This window comes from Runella sp. R0.1_18 (assembly GCF_057652155.1).
In genome coordinates, this window is record NZ_JBYFCK010000006.1 from 105,335 (window position 1) to 128,694 (window position 23,360).

Consider the following 23,360-nt stretch of genomic DNA (forward strand, 5'->3'; position numbering starts at 1 on the left):
GGGTTTTTATACCATACAAAGACCCATTATTTGATGAAAAAGCTACTCCTAGTGTTAGGCTGTGCATTGACCATGACTGCGCAAGCCCAAGATTTAATGCTGTACGGAATTTCGCCTAGTTACTCCCAAGCTGGGAAATTCACCAAAAAGCTAGGGTATAACGTAAACGTCTCTTCTGTAGTGAATGCCTTTAGCCAAACCGTCGATGGAAAACGCTTTCCGAGTGGGCATACACACCTTGTTTTACACGGCTTGGCAACCTATCAGCTTTCAAAACCGCTAACGATTGCGGCAGGCTATGCCTATGGGCGACATAATATTTTTGGACTCCGTGAAAACGAGCACCGCTTGGTAGCGCAAGCAACGTACCAACACAAACTAGGGAATTTTATTATTACCCATCGTGGTCGCTATGAATGGCGTCAACCGACTAATTTACAGACACATATCGTTTCTCAAGCGTCTATTGGACGCTATCAGGTCTGGGCAACATTGCCTTTATACGATATCAAAAAAGAAAAACAAGGATTTTTCCTGTCGGCCTCCAATGAAGCATTTTTATACTTCAAAGGAGCCACAAACGGCCCCGTGAGCTCCCGCAATGGTTCCTTAATTTCAGAAAACTGGATACACTTGGGAGGGGGGTATAATTTTGGTAGCACTCGTGCGGAAATGGGGTATTGTTTTCAAGCCCTTGTACGAAACAAAGCGCAGAATTATCGCTTCTTTAATTTGTTGCAACTGAATATTTATCATACCATTAATTGGAACGATATCCAATATTGGTGGTATTTGTAAGAAGTTAGGCACGAAAATTGTTATTGTTTGTGTGATAGTATTTTAAAGTTTTCTATACCTTTGGGGTAAAGTTTCATTATTCCTTGAAAAAATTAACTGCAATCGGACTCCTACTGCTGCTGCTCTACAATATGTTTGGGCTGACAGTTACCGTTTTGCTTTTTGACAAGGATTTTAGAACAGCATCGCCGACCGCCGAAAACGACGAGTGGCAAACCCTCAAAATGCACCTTCCTACGCTTCCTTACAATACAACTTGGGAAAATGCAGAAGGGCAGGAAGGACTAATCAGGCATGGGGATGAGTTTTATAACGTGACCGAACAGCGCCACGAAAACGACACCCTGTACGTCACGATGAAAACCAACCAAACAGCGCGTGATCGCTTTTTTGAGTTGGCCGATCAAATTCAAGAGATGACCGACCAAACGGCGCAGTCGCCCGATAGCCCAATGGGGAAAGCGGTGAAGCTCTTGTCCGATTTATTGAAAGTTTATCTTCCCACTTCTATCATGGAATGGCCTACTGCTCAGGTGATTGAATCGTTGAGTCAGGAAAACTACGCCACTCCTACAAACTCCTTACTTCAAGCTGTCTTATTGCTTCATTGTCCGCCTCCAGAGCAAGTTTAATGAAATCTATGGGTGAAGACTGCCTCAAGGGTAGCTCATTCAAATAGGCTATTTATCGCCTATTGACAACCATTTTTCATTAACCCAAGCTCATAATGAAGACACTTATAGGGGTACTATTACTATTGGCTACGGCTCTGCTTACCTGTAGAGATACACAGGCAGCTAAAAAGTGGTCTAGTAAAAGCGCGCAATTATGTACTGGTCCGAACGAAGTTCGTACGTTTTGCCTTCCAACAACTAGCGAAGCATCGGTAAAAGACATACCGCCAGTGGGGTGTGCTTTGCCAATGGCGCAGCTAGAAAAGGTAGTACAATAATGCTCCTGTAACAAATTCATCTATGTTAATGCTGGGTTGAAAACAAACATTTTCAACAACCCCCTTTCGCCAGCTTACGAAAGCCCATCGTTATTGAGCAAATTGCTTTCTGACGTAGCTATTTGTCTGTGCACGGAAGCTCAAGATTATCATAACCAGATGAAAAAAATTATATACTCATTAATCGGCTTATTTTTAGCCAATGAAAGCTTTTCGCAAGGTTGCGTAGCGGTTCGTCACATGAGCTGTGCAGCGACTAATTCGCTGACATCTTCCGAATATTTTAAACAAAAAAATGCCCAGTGGCAGGTCAACATGGGCTACCGCTATTTTCGTTCGTACAAACACTTTGTGGGCGATGAAGAGCAAAAACACCGCGTTGAACAGGGAACAGAAGTAATCAACTTGTCGCACGCACTAGATTTGGGAATCAGCTACCAACCCAACGCCCGCTTGTCTTTGGGGGTTAATTTGCCCATTCAGTACAACGACCGTTCTTCGCTTTACGAACATTATGGAAATGCCGTAAGTGCCAATCCTGACCAAAAACGTTTTCATACAAAATCACAAGGCATTGGGGATGTGCGTATCTCGGCAACGTATTGGATGATAAACCCTTACAAACTACCAAAGTTTAATTTTGCCATCGGTGGTGGTCTTAAATTGCCAACGGGTAACTACCACGTCACAGACGCGTTTCACAAACTCAATAAAGAAAAACAAGATTATACCATCGTCAAACCCGTTGACCAGTCGATTCAGCTGGGTGATGGTGGCGTAGGTTTTAGCCTCGAAACGCAAGGGTATTGGCAAATCGCTAAAACAACAACGGCTTATTTCAACGGATTTTATTTGTTTAATCCCAAAGAAACCAATGGCATTGTACGTAGTCCAGAAGCTACTACCATTGATTTAGTCACGGGTACATTTTCAGTTGCTGACCAATTTGCGGCGCGTGCGGGCGTGAGCCAAACGTTTGCCAAATATTTCTCGGTGATGTTGGGTGGGCGTGCTGAGGGAGTTCCTGCCATTGATGCCATCGGTGGAAGCAGCGGTTTCCGTCGCCCAGGCTACATTATTTCGGTAGAGCCTGGGGTTGCTTTTATGAAGGGTAAATTTTCGGCTGCCGCTACGGTGCCTTATGCACTTTATCGCAACCGTATTAGAAGCTATTCTGACCGCCTCGACCCACTTGGAGTACGTCACGGAGATGCAGCTTTTGCCGACTACTTGGTTTCGGTAAACATTAGTCGTTGGTTCTAACGTATAGAGAAAGCGTTATCTTTTTCTTCATGAATTACAATTACCTATCAATAGATTATTGAATGAAAAAATTATCTCTTTTATCGACGATAGTAGCTATCTGTTTCTCATTGTCGGCCATGGCTCAAATGCCCAACGACGCGATTTACATGTCGAAAGGCCAAGTGTGTGTAGCTACCATGTACACCAATAGTTCTTGGAAAGAATATTGGGAAAATACCCTCAAGCGCGAAAACCTTAACATTGGGACACATACCACGCAGAGTGTGATGGTAATGCCTGCCATTGGGGTGAGCAATCGCCTAAACGTGATGTTGGCTTTGCCTTATGTTTGGACACAAACATCGGCAGGTAACTTGATGGGGCAGAAAGGTTTACAAGATTTGTCGGGCTGGCTCAAGTGGAAAATGGTAAACGTTAAAGGCTTTACCCTCAATGGATTGTTAGGTGCTTCTATCCCAGTGAGTAAGTACGTGCCCGACTTTTTACCCATGTCGATTGGGCTTCAATGCCGTACGGTATCAGCGCGTATTTTGCCAAGCTATCAGCACAAATCAGGGGCGTATATAACGGGGCATTGGACGTATTCATGGCGCAGTAATATTCACGTAGATCGTGATGCGTATCAGGCCGACGACCGTGTGTATAATACCACAGAAGTAAGTGTTCCTAACGCAACAGATTGGGGCGCAAGGGTAGGGATTTTAAAAAGAAAATGGCAGACGGAAGTGTTTGTGGAGAATTTCTCTTGTGTAAACGGGGACAACATTCGCCGCAATGACATGCCTTTCCCAACCAACAACATGGAAGCCACTACTGTGGGCTGGTACGGAAAACTTCAGCCCAAAGCCTTGGGAATGAACGCCCGCGTAAGCTACGTAACCAACGGCCTTAACATGGGGCAAAGTACGAGCATAATGGTGGGGGTATTGTATCTGTTTAATTTCAAAAAGTAATAATGGCCATGAAGAAATATATACCGTATTTGAAGTATAGCGGCATTACGCTGACAATTTTAGTGAGCGTGTTTGCCTGCGACAAAACCATCGAAGAACCACAACGGGTAGGCTATACCCCAGCTAGTGTCGATGAAAAAGCAGGGGCGTGGAAAACTTACTTGTTGGCTTCTGCTGAGGAAATCAGCGTACCTGCTCCAACAGCAGTGACATCGTCGGATTATGTGGCCGAATTAAGCGCTTTGAAAGGTTTGGCCAGTAATCTGAGCCAAGAGCAAAAAGAAGCAGTTGTATATTGGGGAGCTGGCGCCGTATATCGTTGGAACGAAATCGCCCGTGAGTTAGCGGCTCGTTACAACATTCCGCCTGCTTCTACGGCTGATGGAAAGTATCCCGTTCCCGATGCCGCTAATCCGTTGGCCGATCCTAAGTTTCCGTTTGCCAACCCGCCTTATACGTCGCGTGCGTTGGCGTATTTGTCAGTGGCGCAGTACGATGCGTTGGTGTCAGCTTGGAATTATAAGTACAAATTTAAGCGTTCTGCTCCCTCAAAAGTGGACGCAAGTATTCCAGCAGCGTTACCTGTATCGACTCTACCAAGTTATCCTTCCGAAGATGCGGTGGTAGCGGCAGCTTCGGTGACGATTTTAAAGGCGATGTTTCCAGGTGAAGTGCCCTATTTGGATGCAAAATTAAAAGAACATTTGGCGAGTCGTCAGTGGGCAGGGATGAACGTTACCTCTGATTTGACAGCGGGTACCAACCTCGGTAATGCTGTAGCGGCTAAAGTAATGGGCCGAGCTAGAACCGACGGAATGAGCGCTGCTAACAACCAAACTTTGACCGCAGGTATGATTGAGGCCGCCAAAAGTCGTGGCATAAAAGAGCCGTGGGTAAGCCAAGAAGCACCTGCTCGTCCTGCTATGTTACCGAACTTCGGCGCGGTTCAAACGTGGAATTTTGACCGTAAAACGTTGGAACAAATTCGTCCTGTGATTCCTTACGTGGTAGGTTCGGCCGAATGGCAAAAAGAATTGGATGAGTTGAAGAGTATCCAAAATAAACAAACGCGCGAACAAGCTCGCATCGCCAACTACTGGGCCGACGGCGCAGGTAGCTACACGCCTCCAGGACACTGGCACCGTGCCGCTGCCAATGCTGCGCACGAGGCAAGGTTTAGTGAAATCAGAATGGCGCGTACGCTGGCCTTGCTCGGAACGGCCGAAATGGATGCGGGTATTGCGTGTTGGGAAACAAAATATTATTACTATACGCCGCGCCCACAGCAGTTTGGGTTGAAGACGTCGGTGGGTTTGCCTAATTTTCCGTCTTATACATCGGGTCACTCTACGTTTTCGGCCGCCGCAGCGACAGTATTGGGCTATATTTTCCCAAACCAAGCAGAGAAATTTAACGCCCAAGCACAGGAAGCCTCGGTTTCACGTATTTACGGCTTGATTCACTACCGTATCGACTGTGAGTTAGGTCTAAAGCACGGTAAAGTGATTGGCGACTACGCCATTGCTCGCGGTAAGGCCGACGGTTCTGGCTTGTAAAGGCTTGCTTAACTTTCTATGAAAAACTCTTAAAAAGAACAAAATGCAGGCAAAGACGCTAAGTTGCAAAGTGACCTCAATTACTTTGCGACTTAGTGGCTTTGTGTGACAAACTCACCTTAATACTCATTTAAAACAATCGCTTCATTGAGCGATGTCATATTAGAAACAATGAAACTAATCGTTACTTTACTTTTGACAGTGGCTAGTTATACGTTTGTAACAGCCCAAACCACACCTTCAGAAATTTCACAATTATTGACCAATTGGCACAATGGCTTGGTAAAAGGAGACTTGGAAGGAGTGAATGCAATGTATGCGAGCGACGCGGTCTTTTTTCCGACGTTTATCAATAGTGCCAACACCCCCGAAGCGCGTAAAGCATTCTTGACAACCTTGATTGCCAAAAAGCCCGTAGCGACTGTTAATAATGACCAACGGATACGCATCTTTGGGGATGTAGCCACAAGCTCAGGAACGTGGATGTTTGACGTAAATGCCGCCGACGGTAGCCGCGAAAAAAAGCCCGTCCGCTATTTATTTGTATATGAAAAAAGAGGAGGAAAATGGCTCATTATCGAACAACACGTTTCGGCCTTTCCTGAGAAAAAATAAGTAAAAACAAGGCACTAATAAAGTGAAAAGGTTCGTCTCTATACTACTTTTTGGGCTCTTACTCTACAACATGGTAGGCTACTCGGTAGTCTATTGGTTGGGGGGGAATGTGGCGCTTGAGGTACAAAAAGACGAACCTCTTGCTGCCGTACAAGAAGGGGATTTTGTCACCGTAAAAGTACCCGTTTCACTGCCGTACCAAACCGATTGGACAGCCCCCGAACCTGTCCAAGGTACCATACAAGCAGGGAATGAATTTTATGAAATGGTGGAGCAAATCATGCTCAACGATACACTTTTTATCAAATGTAAACCTAACCGTGATGCCCGCGCCAATTTTGAGGCGTTGTCAGAACACATTGATCAACACATTAAAAATCAGACTACTGAACTTCCAACGCCGTCAAAGGCTTGGGCTGGGCAGTGGCTAAAAGAATACGTTTCGTTTCAACGTTTACACGTATTTTACGTAGTAGAATGGCTGACCGACTCCACACCGTTAACAACTTCCTTGTCTTCCTTCTTGTCTCGCACAATGCGAGTCGTTTCTCCGCCCCCTGAGTTAGCGTGATTTTTAGCTTTTATTGGTTTTGCTCGTTTCCCTTTGCCCTCTGTAGGGTATTGGGTGGAGTATTGTCTATTTCCTAAAAATCAATGACTTTAACTCATGCCACATATTCCTCTTCCTGAGCATCTGCCTGGTATTACAGGGCTGCTCGAATACCGTTTAGATACGGCATTACCAATCCGAGATTTGACCCAAATTTTGTTGCGCGGAGAATCTACCTTGACACAGGGTGAGCGCGAGCTGATTGCGACGCTGGTTTCCTCCCGAAACTGCACCAACTTTTGCGAAGCAGCGCACACCAAAGCCGCTGATTTGCTGTTGGGTGAATCGGAAACGGCGCGTTTGGTAAAGCAAAATTTTGAAACCGCTCCCGTGAGCGACAAAATGAAAGCCTTGCTGAACATTGCCGCCTTGGCTCAAATCAATGGAAAAGCCGTAACATCCGAAGCGGTTGAACGTGCTCGCTTGGCGGGTGCTACTGACCTTGAAATTCACGATACGGTGTTGATTACGGCTTTGTTTTGCCTTTACAACAAGTACGTGGATGGATTGGCAACGGTCGCGCCGTCTGATCCAGCGTTTTATCAGACGTTGGGCGAACGGATTGTGGGACGCGGTTATACCCGCCCACCAGGTGGTTTTGTGGCTCCTAAATAACGTATCCTCTGTGTCAAAATCGTTTTTAACAATGAAAAAATATATACCATTTTTAGTTTTTTTTAGCTGTATTGGATTGGCTACCAATTTATTATTAGCCCAGCAAACGCGTCTAACAGGTGCCGTTTCTGACCCTGAAACGCAACAGCCTTTGGTGGGGGTTTCGGTGGTGGTGAAAGGAAAAGTAATCGGGACTGTGACCGATGCCAAAGGGCGTTTTGAATTGGCTACGGCCACGCCAGCTACCTTGGTGATTTCGATGGTAGGCTACGAACGTCAAGAAGTAGTGGTGAAAGAAAATCAGTTTTTGGCGATTGCGTTAAAATCGGATGTGGCCGAGCTGAATCAGGTGATTGTATCGGCATCAAGGGTGGAAGAAAGTAGTTTAAGGACGCCCGTAACCATTGAGAAAATGGAAGCCCGCGCCATTCAACAAGCACCCGCTGCCACAGCGTTTGAAGCCTTAAACAGCTTGAAAGGGGTGGACATGGTAACGAGCGGTTTGACCTTGCGCCAAATCAATACCCGTGGGTTTAACAACATCGGAAATAGCCGTTTTTTGCAGCTTACCGACGGCGTCGATAACCAATCGGCGGGTTTGGGTTTTGCGGCGGGTAGTTTTTTCGGCGTTTCTGACCTAGATGTAGAGTCGATTGAGCTCATTCCTGGAGCAGCTTCGGCGCTGTATGGCCCAACGGCATTTAACGGCTTGTTGATGACAAAAACCAAGAGCCCATTTGATTTTCAGGGACTTACGGTACAGCAAAAAATAGGTGTCAATCACGTCAATGACCCAAGTGGAGGAGGAGCAAAGCCATTTTCTGAAACAGCAATTCGCTATGCCAAAGCCTTTAACAATCGTTTGGCGTTTAAATTGAATGCTTCGTACATCAAAGGAACTGACTGGTATGCAACGGATTATAGTGACATTGATCCCAATACACCCGTTGAAAATAGAGGAAACAACAACCCAGGAAAAAACGGATTGAACATTTACGGAGACGAAGTTGCTTCGACCTTGCCAGGTATCGGGCGGGTGTCACGTACGGGTTATTTGGAAAAAGACGTAACCACTTACGATGTATATAGCCTAAAAGCCAATGCCGCGCTACACTACCGTATTTCGGACAAAATTGAGGCCATTTACCAAATCAACGTCAACCAAGGAACGGCCAATTATACCAGCAGTAGCCGTAACATGTTGCGCGATTTTCGCTTTACGCAACAGCGTTTGGAGTTGAAAGGGGCCAACTTTTTTATTCGAGCCTATTCGGTGGCCGAAAACTCTCAAAATGCGTACAATACCCGTTCGTTAGGGCAATTTATCAATCGGACGTGGGTAAAAGATTTGAGCGGCAATGTAGTACCTATCGGCAAAGCAGATGCTACTTGGTTTGAACGCTACGGGGCTGCTTACAACGGAAAAGTTAACGGTATTACGTCACAAAACCACACGGCGGCACGGGCATTTGCTGACGAAGGGCGGATTTTGCCAGGCACACCTGCTTTTGACGCGGCCAAAGACAAGTACAGCCACTTGTACGGTTTGGAAGGGGCTGGGGTGCTGAGTTTGTGCAAAATGTACCACGTCGAAGGCTTGTACGATTTTACGCCGCACTTTGAGTGGTTGAGCATTCAGGCGGGTGGAAACTTGCGCTACTACGACATGAATACGAACGGGACGTTGTTTGACGATAAAACCAATAAAGTTCGGGTCAAAGAATACGGGGCATTTGTACAAGCGTCAAAAACGCTTTTTGAAGATAAATTAAAGCTAACGGTTTCAGGTCGTTATGATAAAAACCAAAGCTTTGCAGGAAACTTTACGCCAAGAGCTTCGGCGGTGTTTTCGCCCAATACCAACCACAATTTTCGGGTAAGTTACCAAACGGGTTTTCGTAACCCAACGGTCGTTGACCAGTACATTAAACTTAATGTCGGTCCTCTGATTTTGTTGGGTGGAGCACCATCAAATTCAGCAGGCTTGAATGCTTACGAAAATTCATTTACGGCGGCTTCGGTGGGAGCGTTTGGAGCAGCATTTGGGCAAGAAACAGCGGCGGGGACATCGTTTGCCCAAGCCATTGCGAAGCACAAAGACAAGTTGGTGAAATCGGCTGTTCCCTACATTCGTCCTGAGCAAATGCAGGCGTTTGAAATTGGGTACAAAGGGGTGATTAACAACCGTTTGTTGTTTGATGTAAGTTATTATCACGGAAAATATACCAACTTCCTGATTAACCAAGTGGTGATTCGTCCCAACTCAGCGGCGGTGTTGTCGGCCGATGGAAGCATCAATCCTGCCGCAGCCCAAGAGATTTTGAGTACGACTACACGTCAGACCTTCCAATTATATACCAATGCCGCCGATAAAGTATCGACCGACGGTGCCAGCGGAGGAGTGACGGTGTTGTTGGACAAAGGCTACCGCTTGGCTGCCAACGCAACTTGGGCGCAGTTCAATATTTTGGATGCGAACCCCAACAACGTTCCCGCTTTTAATACGCCAAAATGGAAAACCAACGTCACGTTTAGCAATGCTCGCTTGACCGACAAAGTAGGCTTCAGCGTAGCGTGGCACTGGCAAGACGCCTTTTTGTGGTACGGCACATTTACCGAAAACCGTCCAGGCCCCGTTCCTGCCTACAATTTGGTTGACGCGCAGGTTTCGTACAAATTGACGAAGCTAAAAACGATGCTCAAGTTGGGCGCTTCCAACTTAGGGAACAACTATGTAGTGCAGGCGTTTGGTTCGCCAGCGGTAGGAGGTTTGTATTATGTGAGTCTGACGTTTGCCCCCTAACCCGCGCGGCGGACCGCCCTAATAGGGGAATAAATGCGAAAAATTATGAATGAGATACAACCTTTCAGCACTTCTGTCGGCAAAGCCCCCATCAGGATTGTACGCCGCGCAGGTTTGGGTGCTTTTTTCCTCTGTTTTATTAGCTATTTATTTGGCGGAACAGCGGCTACGCTTATGTCGGTCTATTTGCCTGTGGCCATTCCAGAGCTATTGGGAGAAACCCGTATTTCGGAAGCGCGTTTGGGCGAAATTGGCGCGTACGTGGGAGCGGCTTTTTTATACGGATGGGGGCTTGGAGGGCTATTTTTTGGTTGGGTAAGCGACCGCATCGGCCGCGTAAAATCATTGACCCTGGTGACGGGGCTTTATGGCACAGCTACCTTGCTAACGGTCTTTGTTCCAGACTGGTACTCGCTGATGGTCTGTCGCTTTTTTGCGGGAATGGGCATTGGAGGAGTCTTGTTGATTTCAACGGTTTATATTTCAGAAATATGGCCTGTCCCATCTCGCCCCATCGCATTGGGCATATTGGCGGTGGCTTTTCCGATTGGCATTGTGACTACGGGTGGCGTCAACGTCCTTTTTGCGGAGTGGCGCCAAGCGTTTTGGCTAGGACTGATCCCTATCGGGACGGCGCTTGCCATGTCGCTTTGGCTTCCAGAATCATGGGCCTGGGGAGAGTCAAAAATGGCTTCAACAGCCTCACAATCTCCCTTGTGGAGTACGTCAAACCGCTATCATTTGCTAATGGGAATGGTCATTTTTGGGTCGGTACTGATTGGGCTTTGGGGTATCTTTTCGTGGATTCCAACTTGGGTGCAGTCATTATTGCCTGAGGGGCAAAGCGGTCAGCAAGAACGTGGTTTTACCATGATGTTGCTTGGTTCGGGAGGCATCGTTGGCGGAATTTTGTCGGGTTTTTTAATCAAAAAACTAGGCGTTCGTTCCACCTTGATTTTAACGTTTTTGGGATGCGCTCTTCTGTCTTTGATACTGTTTTTGACCAATCAGCATTTTAGTCAATTGGTATATATCGAAATGGCCTGTTTGTCGCTCTTTTTTGGGATAAGTCAAGGTACGCTTTCGAGCTATATTCCTTTGCTTTTTCCCATTGCAGTACGCGCCACGGCCACGGGCGTTTGTTTCAACATTGGCCGATTTTTCACGGCAACCTCCGTCTTTTTTGTAGGGGCGATGGTCTCCTTTTTGGGAGGTTTAGGCAATGCCCTACTGACATTCTCGGCGGCGTTTGTTGTCGCTGTAATAGGGGCGATAGGTACTCGAAAAAATAATTTAAAAACATAACTATGCCACATATTTCATTGCCCGATGGTTTTCCTGGAATCCGCAGTTTGGCGGCTTATCGTCCTGATACAGGGGCGGCTTTGTATGCGTTGGCAGAGGCCCTTTTGAGGGGAGATTCCTCGTTTTCGCAAGCAGATGCGGAGTTGATTGCCACTTTCACATCGTCCCTCAATCAGTGTACTTTCTGTACTTGTAGCCACGCGGCAGCGGCGCGGTTTTTATTTGAGAGTAATCAAGACGTCGTCGATGCGGTTATTGCGGATTACCAAACGGCACCAATTTCTGATAAAATGAAAGCGTTGCTGACCATTGCCAAGTGCGTTCAAGAAGACGCTCGCACCGTTTCGGAAGAAATAGTTGCCAATGCCCGCCTGTTCGGAGCTACCGACCGCGAAATCCATGATACGGTACTGATTGCAGCGACGTTTTGTATGTTTAATCGCTACGTGGATGGTTTGGCAACGGTGACGCCCACCGATGTCGCTGATTATATCCCTATGGGTGAACGCATGGGTACGCTGGGATATGTGCCGCCGAAGCCCAAAGCTTAGACCTTATAGGTTTCAAAAACCTATAAGGTCTAAAAAAAAACGACACTCTGAACTCTAACATTTGACATTTTACAATGCCACATATACAATTTCAAAACGACTTACCAGGGATTTTGGGCCCGATGAATTTTAGCCCCCATACGGCTGAGCCCATGAATGCACTGGCCAATGCGCTTTTGCAAACCGACGAAGGACTGAGCCGCGGCGAACGTGAACTGATAGCCACCTACGTTTCATCCCAAAACGACTGCTTTTTCTGCCAAACCATTCACGGAGCAGTGGCAAGTGAGTACTTGGGAGATGACGATTGGTCGTTTGTCAAAGCCGTTAAATGCGATTACGAACAGACAAATCTTTCGCCGAAAATGAAGGCGTTGTTGGCGATTGCGGGTAGTGTTCAAAAAGGCGGAAAAAACGTAACAAGTGAGCAAGTAGAGGTAGCCAAAAACGAGGGGGCTACTGACCGCGAAATTCATGATACGGTGCTGATTGCGGCAGCCTTTTGTATGTTTAATCGGTACGTGGACGGATTGGCGACGATTGCGCCTCAAAACCCTGAGGTATATCGCGTTAGAGCTGCTAGAGTTGTTGAAAAAGGATACTCAGCAGAAGGAAAATACACTTCTGAAAAGATAATATCATAGGTTGGAGTGATTGGAAACTCCCAGTGTCTTTAGCTGGGAGTTTTTACCTAAAACTAACCCTATCAAAAGACATTGATTTCTATGAAAAAACTTTTTTACATCGGTATTATTGGCCTGATTCTTTTTGAAATCGCCAACGTGTATTTCATCATGCCTATGCCAGGTAGCCAACGAATGAACAGCATTGACGCGGCCTATTTTTTACACACGTGGCGGTGGGCATTTCGAGGGTTGTTTGGAGTACTATTATTAGCAGCCCCCAAACCCCCAATGGGGGCTTTACTTGTGAGTGTATTAATTTTAGGGGGAGTGGTTTATATGGCCAATTTCAATATGGCGGCTGATTCGATGTTTTATCAGCCTTCGGTACTGACGCTGAAAAATAGCACAACCAACAAAGTAGCCAAAGAACGCCTCGTGATTGGCGTGGAAGTCAATGGTCAAACGCGGGCGTATCCGATTCAATACATTGGTTATCACCACCAAGTACAAGATACGTTGGGTGGGAAACCTATCATCGTGACTTATTGCACGGTTTGCCGAACGGGCAGGGCATTTGAGCCCATTGTAAATGGCCAAAAAGAGACGTTTCGTTTGGTAGGGATGGACCATTTTAACGCCATGTTTGAAGACAAAACGACGGGCAGTTGGTGGCGACAAGCCAACGGTGAAGCCATTGCAGGCGAATTGAAAGGAAAATATTTGCCCGAAATCCCCGTCATGCAAGTGACGCTTGACAAGTGGTTGGCGTTACATCCAGCGAGTTTGGTCATGCAGCCCGACCCAACTTTTCAAGAAAAATACGATTCACTCAGTAATTATGAAACGGGAAAACGAAAAGGAGAGTTGACCAAACGCGATACAACTTCGTGGAAAGATAAATCGTGGGTAGTGGGTGTGGTGGTAAATGGGGGTACGAAAGCGTACGATTGGAATCAGTTACAAAAAGAAAAAATCATCAATGATATGATTGGATACTTGCCCGTGACGGTGGTGTTAGCGTCTGATAAACAGAGTTTTGTTGCACTTTATCGTGCTACGCCTGGGCAAAAGTTGAGTATGAAAAATGATTCTTTGTATGATGAAGGTGGGTGTGCGTATGATTTGGCTGGAAAATCGCACCGAAAAGGCATTCCCGATTTAGAAAGAGCCAATGCCTATCAAGAGTATTGGCACAGTTGGCAAACATTCCACCCCGATTCAAAAAGGTATAAATAATTTTTGGCACGATAATTGACGATATGATTTCGTGCTTTTACTTTGCTAATTATCATTGAAAAAACTACTCTCCACCGGTCTATTAATCGTACTGCTCTATCACATGTTTGGGCTGTCGGTGGCGTTGTTGTGTTTTGAAGATGACTACCAAAGTGCTTCTCCCGTGACCCAAAACGATCAATGGGATATAATTAAGATACCTCTTCAAGAGTTGCCTTACGTTTCTTACCAAGAAATCCCTGCCGAACAGGAAGGGCTGATTCGAAAAGACGGTGATTTTTACAACATTGTGAAGCAGTATCACAAAGACGATACGCTTTACATTGTTCTGAAAACCAACCGCGATGCCCGTGAGCGCTTTACCGAGCTTTCAATTCAGATACAGGAAGCACTGGATGCGTCCTCAAAAACTCCGTTGAGCCCTGTGAAAAAGACGGTTGCGTTATTCTTAGGATTAACCAAGACGTATATTTCTAACGGAAACTTAGATTGGCCACCACTGCTTTGCTCAGAAATTTTACTTCAGCCAGTCTATTGTTTTTCACCTCAATTAATTCCTGATTCATTTTTTCATCTGCTATCTCCTCCTCCAGAGCGTAGTAAACTTGCATGATGTAATGGTATTAAGCCTTTCTGATAGCAGGCCGTACTAAGTCAGCTTCTGACTTATGTAGGTCTGGTATTTAGTTGGTTTGATGCCGACATCTAGGGCGTCCCTTGTTGTGGGATGTCAGCTCAAAAAGTTTACGAATCAAATCATGGAGGAATAATATTAGATGGTAAAAAATATATGCCTTGTAGGACTAGGGTTATGCCTTAGCCAACAGGTGTTTGCTCAAAAAGCCAAGGCTGATACCACTCGAAACTTGAGAGAAGTAGAGGTGATCGGAATGCGAGAACGAATCCAAATCGAACGACTACCCGACGTGCACCAGCTACTGATTGCTGCGGGTAAAAAAAGCGAAGTGATTCATTTACTGGGCTTAAATGCAAACATCGCCGAAAGAAATCCTCGTCAACTGTTTGCCAAAATCCCTGGCATATTTGTGTATGACATGGATGGTTCGGGCAATCAAATTAACATTGCCACGCGGGGTTTAGACCCTCACCGAAGCTGGGAATTTAATGTCCGTTATAATGGTGTTATTGGTAATACCGATATGTATGGATACCCTGCGAGTCACTATAACCCACCTGCGGAGTCGTATGAGCGAATCGAAATTGTTCGTGGAACGGGCTCGTTACAATACGGAGCGCAGTTTGGCGGAATGGTTAACTACGTCAGTAAGCAAGCAGATACTACCCGCCGTTTTGGGTTTGAAAATATCAGCTCGCTCGGCTCTTTTGGGTTGTTGAGTTCGTATAATGCCATTGGTGGAAAAATAGGTAAACTAACGTACTATGCGTATTACCACCGCCGTAAGTCGGATGGGTATCGCCAGAATAGCCGTTCGGAATCAGAGTCGCAGTATGTGGGTTTGCAGTATGATTTTACGCCAAAATTATCCTTAAAGGCAGAATTGGGGCATACCGATTATGTGTATCAAATTCCTGGGCCATTGACCGATAGTATGTTTTTGGCTAACCCACGGATGTCAACTCGTTCGCGTAATTATTACGAACCAGACATTTACTTGCCTTCGCTTACGCTACGTTGGGAAATCACGCCCCGCACGCGTTTGCAATGGGTGAACTCGATGGTGCTGGGTGCACGTAATAGTGTGATGATTGATGCCTTTGCTACGGTCAAAGACGCCATCGAAGCCAGTACGTTGCAGTACAAAAATCGCCAAGTCGATGTTGACAAATTCAACAGTTTTACGTCGGAACTAAAGCTGTCTCACGACTACCAAATTGGGCACATGAGCTCGGTATTGGTTGCGGGAGTACAGGTGATGAACAACGATTTGAACCGCAGACAGATGGGCAAAGGCACAACAGGCAGCGATTATGATTTAACACTGGTTGGTACCGACGGCTGGGGACGGGACATGCATTTCAAAACGAAGAACGTGGCGTTTTTTGCCGAAAACTTGCTGTATTTAACCCGCCGCTGGACAGTCTCGCCAAGCTTCCGTTTGGAGAGTGGTCAAACCGACTTTTCGGGATACATCCGTTATCTCAAACCTGAGGTTGTACCTAACAGCATCCCGCACCGATTTCCGTTGTTTGGGGTGAGTACGCAGTATCGCCTAAACGAGCAAAATCGCATTTATGCGGGCTGGTCGCAGGCGTATCGTCCTGTGATTTTGAAGGACATTATTCCTGCCTCTGTGCTGGAGCGAGCAGATAAAAACCTGAAAGACGCGCAAGGATATAACCTTGAAGTAGGAATGAGCGGCCGTACTGGAAAGCTACATTACGATATCACTGGTTTTGTCCTAAGCTACAAAAATCGCCTCGGTAGCCTGATTTTGAATGACCCAGACGGAACGCCGTATATTTTTCGTACCAACGTTGGCGACAATCTCAATAAAGGAGTAGAAATGTACTTAGAATACGAGTTTTTGCGTACACGCCGCACTCGGTTGTCGGTCTTTACCTCAACAGCCTATATTGATGCCCGTTATGTAAAAGGCCAAGTGAGCAACGGAAAGGAAAACCAAAACATTGTGGGTAATCGTGTGGAGTCGGTACCCGAGTGGACGAGCCGCAATGGGATAGAGTTCAACCACCGTTGGTTAAGTACTACGTTGTTGGGGAGCTATGTATCAAAAACCTTTGCCGATGCCCTCAATACCATTCAGCCGTCGGCCAATGGCGCAAAGGGCGTGGTCCCAAGTTATACCATCATTGACTGGAATTCTACCATTCGGATTGGCGAAAGATACACCGTGCGGTTGAGTGTCAATAACCTCTTAAATGAGTCATACTTTACAAAACGCCCAACTTTTTACCCAGGCCCAGGCATTTGGCCTTCGGATGGTCGGAGTGTGGCGCTGTCGGTAGGAGTAAAATTGTAAAAAGACAAGAACTAAACGGAGAAGACCTACCAAGTTTTAGAAACTTGGTAGGTCTAGAAAAAGACAATAGCTTAAACTTAAAACAGATTTGTGAACTACACCAACTTTACTTTGTACTTATTATGAAACGACTGTTATCCTTTGTGCTACTGGTAGCTTTCTTGGCAGGATGTACAACCACTCCCGAAGTGGTAGAACCCGCCAAGACAAACAATGTGTCGGATTATTCGGCTGATTTTCTCCGAGAGTGGATGAAATTAGAGTGCCGAATCGTGAAAGAGACGGCGGGCTTTTTGCCCCCGCAGGCATCTCGGGCTTTTGGTTATGTGGGTATTACAGCCTACGAAGCTGTGTACAGCGGAATCCCAAGCGCGAAGCCTTTGGCAGGTCAAATCAACCGCTTAATGCCAGCAACCATGCCCGTGCCGCTTCCGCTCAATGTGCGTTATCATTGGGGGGTAGTGGTCAATGCCGCCGTAGCTGACATGATGCGTAAAATGTTTGATAAAAAACTGAGTGCAGATAATTTGGCAAAAATCAATCAGATGGAGGCCGACAACCTAGCGGCTTTTTTGAAAACTACTTCAAAGCTCTTGGCAGATGAGTCGATAAAACATGGACAAGCAGTATCACAAGCTATTTATGAATATTCGCTTACCGATGGCGGGCACGATTCGTACTTAAATCCATTTTCGCGCCCTTTTACACCCGTAACTGGGGTTGATAAATGGGTGCCTACCGATGCCAATAATGCTACCCCACTTGCGCCTTATTGGTTTAAATGTCGCCCGATTTTGGCTTCTAACATGACTTATGCCAATCCATCAAAACCCATTCCGTTTTCTACCGATAAGAGCTCTGCGTTTTACAAAGAAGCGCTGGTGGTGTATAATCAAGTAAAAAATAATACACCTGAGCAGGTAGAAATTACAAAATTTTGGGCAGATGACCCGTTTGTTACTTGTACCCCAACGGGACACACATTTAATATCCTAACCCAATTGTTGGAAGAAACAAATGCGACCCTCGAAAAAGCCGTGGTGGGCTATGCCATGTTGGGTATTGCCGAAATTGATGCCTTTATCGCTTGTTGGAAAGCAAAATATGATTATTCGTTGATTCGACCAGTATCCTACATTCAAAAGTACATTGACCCCGCTTTTAAAACGGTGATTGGGACTCCTCCTTTTCCTGCCTATACATCTGGACATGCAACAGAAATTGGGGTTGGAGAGCGTATTTTTGTAAAGTTATTTACGACTGGTGATGGCAATTATACTTTCACCGACCGCTCACAAGTTCAACATGGTTTTGCTCCACGTAAATTCACAAACTTCGCTGCCATGTCTCAAGAATGTGCCAATTCGCGCTTGTACGGCGGTATTCACTACGAAATGGATAACCAAAATGGCTTGTTGATGGGGCGTGGTATTGGCAATAATGTACTTAGTGCGATTCAATGGCCGCAAAATGTGAAGTAACCTAAACAATTGAAAATAGATGAAAATCAAGGTTTTAATTTGGGCGAGTTTAGGAGGATTATTGGTGATGAGCTGCCAAAAAATGGATCAAGCTCAACTCGAAAAAGATGCCCAACTCATGGCGAAATTGGAATGTGAGGCTCGCCAATTGAAAGAAGAACGCTTTAAAGTAGCCAACGACATTCGCTTTATGGAAGACTCGTTGGCCAAAAATAAAATTGGCCTGTCGCTCCAAAAAGCAGCAGAAATAGATTCGGTCAAAGAATATTATACCCTCCGCACGGGAGAACTGGCCGATAAAATTACAAAAACAATGGATAGCCTTTTTTCGACGACTTACCACAGCCCCGAAGAGCGTCAACAACTTGATGAGGCAACCGAAAAAGTGTTACAAAAGATTTGTCAGTAAGCAGTCATTGCTGCAATTTTACGGGCTAATAAACGTTGGGTACATCAAAACATACGTACTAGAATGAAAAGAATTAGCCTTTTGGTAGTGATTTTGGCCCTGGCTGGCCTGTTTCAACGCTGCGCCGTTACGAAACAAATTTCGGAAGTAAAAACCCTTGGCGACTGCAAATACACCGTTGCGTCGGCCGATAATATTACGCTGGCAGGCGTGGATGTTCGGAGCTTACAAAATCTTGATTTGTCGCAGTCGCCAAGAATTGGGTTAGCGATATTGACCAAAGACGTCCCGCTCAACCTCCGCCTTAATCTTGATATTACCAACCCAACCAAAAACTTGGCGGGTATCAACCAGTTTGAATACAAGGTGTTTTTGTCAGAAAATGAGCTATTTACGGGGCTGTACGACCAGCGTATCGAAGTGCAACCCAAAGGTGGCACCACCCGCGTTCCAATGCAATTGACAACGAACGCTTATCGGTTTATTACCGATAGCAAAGCCCGCGAAGCCATTGTGAATATGATGCAAAATCTGTCGGGGAAAGCCAACACGACCCCCTCTAAGTTGACCATCAAACTGCGCCCTACCTTGGGAATTGGTAACTCACAAATCAATTACCCTGGCTACATCACGATTGAAAAAGAGGTAAACGCCAAAATGCTTTCTGTCGAATAGCTTTGGCTGCGTCGCTCGTCCCGACACGTCGCTCGTCCCGACATGATGTCGGGACGGACACGGCCTAAAGTCTCTAACTTTGTTTTGAAGTATATGGTTGATTATCTACTCGTTGGCAGTTTTTACAGGTAACTTTCCTTTTGTCTTCGTGAAAACAAATCCTTAATTTTGTATAAAACAGAACATCATGGAAAATCTATTGAAAAGAATTACCATTAATGAAAATGTTTGCAACGGTAAACCGATAATAAGAGGGTATCGAATAACCGTAAAAACAATTTTGGAATATATCGCGGCAGGTGAAACTGTGGAGAATCTTTTAATGGCATATCCATTTCTTGAAAAGGAGGATATAGACGCTTGCTTGCAGTATGCAGTGCGGGCAGTTGACAACGAAACTCACTTTTTTAAAGCTGCCTGATAGAATGTCTTCCTATGAATTTTTAGTAGATGTGAATTTGCCAAAGCATTTTTCCTTTTTCAATGCGCCAAATTTCCAATTTGTCATAGATAGTGATGGGAAGGCTAATGACCGCGACATTTGGCGATATGCAAAAGAGAATAATTTGGTTATTCTTACCAAAGATGCTGATTTCTATGATCGGTGCCTAATTGATTCGGAACCTCCCAAGGTTATTTATTTCAAATTAGGAAATATGCTACTTAAAGAGCTCCACCATTTCTTTTCGTTAAAATGGGAAGTAATCATGGAGTATTTGCCGAATGCAAAAATGGTTATTGTCACACAGACTTACATTGAAATAATTCCTTCGTAGTTTTATCGCTCGTCCCGACATGATGTCGGGACGGACACGGCCTAAAGTCTCTGACTTTGTTTTGAAGTATATGGTTGATTATCAAACTCTAAGCATCGGTAAACAGCCCATGGTTATCACTCCAGCGTTGTGCCATACCAATAAATCGTTTTAAATAATCTTCACTGATAAAAAGATTGCACCAGTCGTCGTAGCGCTGACATTGGATACCTAAATAAAACAGCCAGACACAAACTGCAAGTGGGGGAATTAACGTTTTTTCTTCGTTTGAGACGGGTTGTATCGCTTCGTATCCTGCCCAAAAACTAGCTAAATTTTCTTCGTAGCGATTAGTATCGGGTTCGGTATTAAAAAGTTGGATGTTGAAATACGCCAAGTCGAGGCATTGCCAGCCATTTCCTGCAAAATCGAAGTCAAAAAGGGTTGCTTTTCCCGCTGCCGAAATGTTGAGGTTATCGAACCAAATATCAAGGTGAACAACTCCTTGTCGTAAAGAGGTGGTATCGGTTGTTGTCAGCAACTCAGCCAACAAAGGCACAACTCGCTCGATGTACTTCATGGGTTCGGAGTTGGCAGAATAATACTTTCTGATTTGTGCTAATGGGTGTTGGAGCAGGGTTTCGGCCGAATACGTAACCCGCTGTAAACCAAAGTTCTGAGTCGCTTGATGAAAACGTCCCATCGCTTGTCCGATAGTATAGCTATGTTCGGTAGTAAAAAAGCGAGTTTTCTCACCTTCAGCAAACGAAAAAAGCACTCCGTAACGTAACCCTTCATGTGCCTCAATTTCTTGAATATAGGCTCCATTTTTATCGGCAACAGGGTAGGAAACAGGTACCTCTGAGTCTTTTAAATGAAGCAACAGTCGGACTTCTTCCTCAATCTCTAACCGACTACGCCATTGATGAAAGTACAGACGAAAAATGTACGAATCAGTTGCCGTGCGAATCAGGTAGGTATGGTTAATCCCTGTTTTGAGAATGCGAGCTTCGATGATGTCTGAAAACTGATATAATGTTTGAAGGTACTGAGCTAATGGGGCGGCCTGGAACCGAGAGTCATAGATTGGTAAATAAGGCATGGCTAAATTTTTTTAAATTTGAGCATTAGAGAACCAACGAGGTTTTAAACAAGGAAAGTAACAACATGCTTTCACTTCAAAACATTCACCACGTAGCCATTATTTGTTCCAACTACGAGCGTTCAAAGCATTTTTATACTCAATTATTGGGTTTAAGGGTTGTCGCGGAAGTGTATCGTGCCGAACGAGACTCGTACAAACTTGATTTGGCCATCAATGATCACTACCAAATCGAATTGTTTTCATTTCCAAACCCTCCTGCACGGGTTTCTCGCCCCGAAGCCGCTGGACTGCGTCATTTGGCTTTTAGTGTGGCAGATGTTTCGCAAGCGCATGGCTTTCTGACCGAAAAAGGTGTTGAATGTGAAGCGATTCGGGTGGATGAATTTACCCACAAACGTTTTTTCTTTATCGCCGACCCTGATGACCTTCCGATTGAGTTTTATGAAAACTAATTTGGTCAAAACAAACAAATCCCGACGTCATTGGTGAGTTATTTGTAATTTTGCACTATGAAAATCAAAACTGCCGTTTTTGTCAAAAGCTCTTCGCAGCACGAACAGTGTCCTAAGCCCGACCGCCCTGAATACGCGTTTATCGGTCGGTCGAATGTGGGTAAATCGTCGCTTATCAACGCGCTTACCAACCACGGAAACCTTGCTAAAATCTCAGGCAAGCCAGGTAAGACACAGGTAATCAACCACTTTATGATAAACGATGCTTGGTATTTGGTCGATTTACCTGGGTACGGATATGCCCAAGTATCGCAAACCGAACGCCAAAAGTGGTCGATAATGATAGATGATTATCTTTTCAACCGTGAAAGTCTTACGTGTACTTTTGTTCTTATTGACTCCCGCATTGAGCCCCAAAAAATAGACCTTGAGTTTATGCAAAAGCTGGGAGAAAAAGGGGTGCCGTTCTGTTTGGTGTTTACAAAAGCAGATAAACTGACTGCAAACCAGTTGCAAACTCGACTAGAGAACTATAAAAAGACCCTGTTAGAAACTTGGGTAGAGTTGCCGCTTATTTTTGTCACTTCTTCGGAAAAACGAGTGGGGCAACAAGATATTTTGGCCCAAATTGAGGAGTGGAATAAGGCGTCCAAATAAGTCTATTATCCTATAAATAACGACAAGACATACGATGAAAATAGTAACCCTAACCGTCAACCCTGCGGTGGATAAAAGCACCCATATCGACCGACTGATTCCAGAACAAAAACTGCGTTGTGATGCGCCACGTTTTGATGCGGGAGGGGGAGGTATCAACGTTTCCAAAGCCATCAAGCGATTGGGAGGAAAAAGTACCGCTATTTTTACGACGGGTGGCCCTTCGGGACAAGTTCTTCGTGATTTGGTATCTCAAGAAGGGATTGACTGTGAGGTGATTCAGACCGAACAGTGGACACGGGAAAATTTTATTGTTGCCGAAACTTCTACCAATGCCCAATACCGTTTCGGGATGCCTGGGGCCGCCTTGAGTGAAGCCGAAACCGAGGCTGTTTTGGAAACATTACGGCAGTCAAAAGCCGAGTACGTTGTAGCAAGTGGAAGTTTGCCGCCACAAATGGACGTCAATTTTTACGAAAAGGTAGCGGCTATCAGTAAAGAAATGGGGGCTAGGCTTGTACTAGATACATCGGGTGAATCACTACAAGCTGCTTGTGATGAAGGGGTGTTTTTGTTGAAACCCAACATCGGAGAATTGGAAGCGTTGGTCGGTGCGAAAGATTTACAAATCGATGACGTGGACGATGCCGCTCGAATGCTCATTGGGGATGGAAAATGTGAAGTAGTGATTGTGTCGATGGGACCCAAAGGTGCTATTTTAGTCACAAAAGACCTGTGCGAGCATGTCCCCGCGCCGCCTGTTCAGAAGCGAAGTACAGTAGGTGCTGGCGATAGCATGGTGGCAGGAATGACGTGGGCACTGACGCAAGGACTGACTTACTCAGAAATGATTCGTTGGGGCGTGGCTTGTGGTTCGGCCGCGACCATGAACGAAGGAACGCAACTTTTTCTCCGCGCTGATGTTGAAAGGTTAATGGATTGGTTGAAACGATTTGGGAAGAGTTAAAAAATAAATT

General features: G+C 45.4%; 25 protein-coding genes. 24 read left to right on the forward strand and 1 reads right to left on the reverse strand.

The window, feature by feature from the left end:
• The first annotated feature begins 33 nt into the window (after positions 1–33).
• The 21 genes from AC23P2_RS12715 to AC23P2_RS12815 all read left to right on the forward strand — a co-directional run bounded on the left by AC23P2_RS12715 (position 34) and on the right by AC23P2_RS12815 (position 20,190).
• Positions 34–798: a DUF2490 domain-containing protein gene (locus AC23P2_RS12715; RefSeq protein ID WP_487773547.1), complete on the forward strand. Its 765-nt coding sequence runs from the start codon at positions 34–36 to the stop codon at positions 796–798.
• 83 nt (positions 799–881) lie between these two features.
• Positions 882–1,430 (forward strand): hypothetical protein, encoded by a 549-nt coding sequence (locus tag AC23P2_RS12720; RefSeq protein WP_487773548.1) that lies wholly within the window; start codon positions 882–884, stop codon positions 1,428–1,430.
• 95 nt (positions 1,431–1,525) lie between these two features.
• Entirely contained in the window at positions 1,526–1,750 is a 225-nt protein-coding gene (locus AC23P2_RS12725; RefSeq protein WP_472488110.1) for a hypothetical protein, read from the forward strand.
• A gap of 159 nt (positions 1,751–1,909) precedes the next feature.
• Positions 1,910–3,013: a hypothetical protein gene (locus tag AC23P2_RS12730; protein WP_487773549.1), complete on the forward strand. Its 1,104-nt coding sequence runs from the start codon at positions 1,910–1,912 to the stop codon at positions 3,011–3,013.
• 62 nt (positions 3,014–3,075) lie between these two features.
• Positions 3,076–3,969 (forward strand): hypothetical protein, encoded by an 894-nt coding sequence (locus AC23P2_RS12735; RefSeq protein WP_487773550.1) that lies wholly within the window; start codon positions 3,076–3,078, stop codon positions 3,967–3,969.
• Positions 3,970–3,977: 8 nt separating this feature from the next.
• A complete protein-coding gene (locus AC23P2_RS12740; RefSeq protein ID WP_487773551.1) occupies positions 3,978–5,525 on the forward strand; it encodes a vanadium-dependent haloperoxidase in 1,548 nt (515 codons plus the stop codon).
• Positions 5,526–5,696: 171 nt separating this feature from the next.
• Positions 5,697–6,140, forward strand: coding sequence for an SgcJ/EcaC family oxidoreductase (locus AC23P2_RS12745; RefSeq protein WP_487773552.1), 444 nt, complete (start codon positions 5,697–5,699; stop codon positions 6,138–6,140).
• Positions 6,141–6,210: 70 nt separating this feature from the next.
• Positions 6,211–6,711 carry a hypothetical protein gene (locus tag AC23P2_RS12750; RefSeq protein ID WP_487773553.1) on the forward strand — a complete coding sequence of 167 codons (501 nt, stop codon included), beginning with the start codon at positions 6,211–6,213 and terminating at the stop codon, positions 6,709–6,711.
• A 96-nt stretch (positions 6,712–6,807) separates the two neighbouring features.
• Entirely contained in the window at positions 6,808–7,365 is a 558-nt protein-coding gene (locus tag AC23P2_RS12755; RefSeq protein ID WP_487773554.1) for a carboxymuconolactone decarboxylase family protein, read from the forward strand.
• Positions 7,366–7,396: 31 nt separating this feature from the next.
• Positions 7,397–10,168 (forward strand): TonB-dependent receptor, encoded by a 2,772-nt coding sequence (locus AC23P2_RS12760; RefSeq protein ID WP_487773555.1) that lies wholly within the window; start codon positions 7,397–7,399, stop codon positions 10,166–10,168.
• Positions 10,169–10,213: 45 nt separating this feature from the next.
• Positions 10,214–11,473, forward strand: coding sequence for an MFS transporter (locus tag AC23P2_RS12765; protein ID WP_487773556.1), 1,260 nt, complete (start codon positions 10,214–10,216; stop codon positions 11,471–11,473).
• A gap of 2 nt (positions 11,474–11,475) precedes the next feature.
• The gene (locus tag AC23P2_RS12770) at positions 11,476–12,024 is read left to right on the forward strand and encodes a carboxymuconolactone decarboxylase family protein (protein ID WP_487773557.1); all 549 of its coding nucleotides are present in this window, start codon (positions 11,476–11,478) and stop codon (positions 12,022–12,024) included.
• A gap of 74 nt (positions 12,025–12,098) precedes the next feature.
• Positions 12,099–12,668, forward strand: coding sequence for a carboxymuconolactone decarboxylase family protein (locus AC23P2_RS12775; RefSeq protein ID WP_487773558.1), 570 nt, complete (start codon positions 12,099–12,101; stop codon positions 12,666–12,668).
• Between the two features lie 81 nt (positions 12,669–12,749).
• Positions 12,750–13,886 carry a DUF3179 domain-containing (seleno)protein gene (locus AC23P2_RS12780; RefSeq protein WP_487773559.1) on the forward strand — a complete coding sequence of 379 codons (1,137 nt, stop codon included), beginning with the start codon at positions 12,750–12,752 and terminating at the stop codon, positions 13,884–13,886.
• Positions 13,887–13,941: 55 nt separating this feature from the next.
• Positions 13,942–14,499 carry a hypothetical protein gene (locus AC23P2_RS12785; protein WP_487773560.1) on the forward strand — a complete coding sequence of 186 codons (558 nt, stop codon included), beginning with the start codon at positions 13,942–13,944 and terminating at the stop codon, positions 14,497–14,499.
• A 163-nt stretch (positions 14,500–14,662) separates the two neighbouring features.
• The gene (locus AC23P2_RS12790) at positions 14,663–16,849 is read left to right on the forward strand and encodes a TonB-dependent receptor family protein (RefSeq protein WP_487773561.1); all 2,187 of its coding nucleotides are present in this window, start codon (positions 14,663–14,665) and stop codon (positions 16,847–16,849) included.
• 122 nt (positions 16,850–16,971) lie between these two features.
• The gene (locus tag AC23P2_RS12795) at positions 16,972–18,330 is read left to right on the forward strand and encodes a vanadium-dependent haloperoxidase (protein WP_487773562.1); all 1,359 of its coding nucleotides are present in this window, start codon (positions 16,972–16,974) and stop codon (positions 18,328–18,330) included.
• Between the two features lie 19 nt (positions 18,331–18,349).
• The gene (locus AC23P2_RS12800) at positions 18,350–18,739 is read left to right on the forward strand and encodes a hypothetical protein (RefSeq protein WP_487773563.1); all 390 of its coding nucleotides are present in this window, start codon (positions 18,350–18,352) and stop codon (positions 18,737–18,739) included.
• 63 nt (positions 18,740–18,802) lie between these two features.
• Positions 18,803–19,414, forward strand: a complete 612-nt coding sequence (locus AC23P2_RS12805; protein WP_487773564.1) for a hypothetical protein — start codon at positions 18,803–18,805, stop codon at positions 19,412–19,414.
• 187 nt (positions 19,415–19,601) lie between these two features.
• The gene (locus AC23P2_RS12810; protein ID WP_487773565.1) at positions 19,602–19,835 is read left to right on the forward strand and encodes a DUF433 domain-containing protein; all 234 of its coding nucleotides are present in this window, start codon (positions 19,602–19,604) and stop codon (positions 19,833–19,835) included.
• A gap of 4 nt (positions 19,836–19,839) precedes the next feature.
• On the forward strand, positions 19,840–20,190 hold the full coding sequence (locus AC23P2_RS12815; protein WP_487773566.1) for a DUF5615 family PIN-like protein: 351 nt from the start codon (positions 19,840–19,842) through the stop codon (positions 20,188–20,190).
• A gap of 88 nt (positions 20,191–20,278) precedes the next feature.
• Here AC23P2_RS12815 and AC23P2_RS12820 read toward each other — a convergent pair whose 3' ends face one another.
• Positions 20,279–21,271, reverse strand: a complete 993-nt coding sequence (locus AC23P2_RS12820; protein WP_487773567.1) for a phosphotransferase — start codon at positions 21,269–21,271, stop codon at positions 20,279–20,281.
• Between the two features lie 65 nt (positions 21,272–21,336).
• On the opposite strand from AC23P2_RS12820, the gene gloA2 reads away from it, so the two are divergent.
• Genes gloA2 through AC23P2_RS12835 form a run of 3 tightly spaced genes read left to right on the forward strand, consistent with a single transcriptional unit; the run spans position 21,337 to position 23,350 of the window.
• The gene (gene gloA2, locus AC23P2_RS12825; RefSeq protein ID WP_472488133.1) at positions 21,337–21,726 is read left to right on the forward strand and encodes an SMU1112c/YaeR family gloxylase I-like metalloprotein; all 390 of its coding nucleotides are present in this window, start codon (positions 21,337–21,339) and stop codon (positions 21,724–21,726) included.
• Positions 21,727–21,783: 57 nt separating this feature from the next.
• A complete protein-coding gene (gene yihA, locus AC23P2_RS12830) occupies positions 21,784–22,383 on the forward strand; it encodes a ribosome biogenesis GTP-binding protein YihA/YsxC (protein WP_028522953.1) in 600 nt (199 codons plus the stop codon).
• A gap of 34 nt (positions 22,384–22,417) precedes the next feature.
• The gene (locus AC23P2_RS12835; RefSeq protein ID WP_487773568.1) at positions 22,418–23,350 is read left to right on the forward strand and encodes a 1-phosphofructokinase family hexose kinase; all 933 of its coding nucleotides are present in this window, start codon (positions 22,418–22,420) and stop codon (positions 23,348–23,350) included.
• The last annotated feature ends 10 nt before the right edge of the window (positions 23,351–23,360 follow it).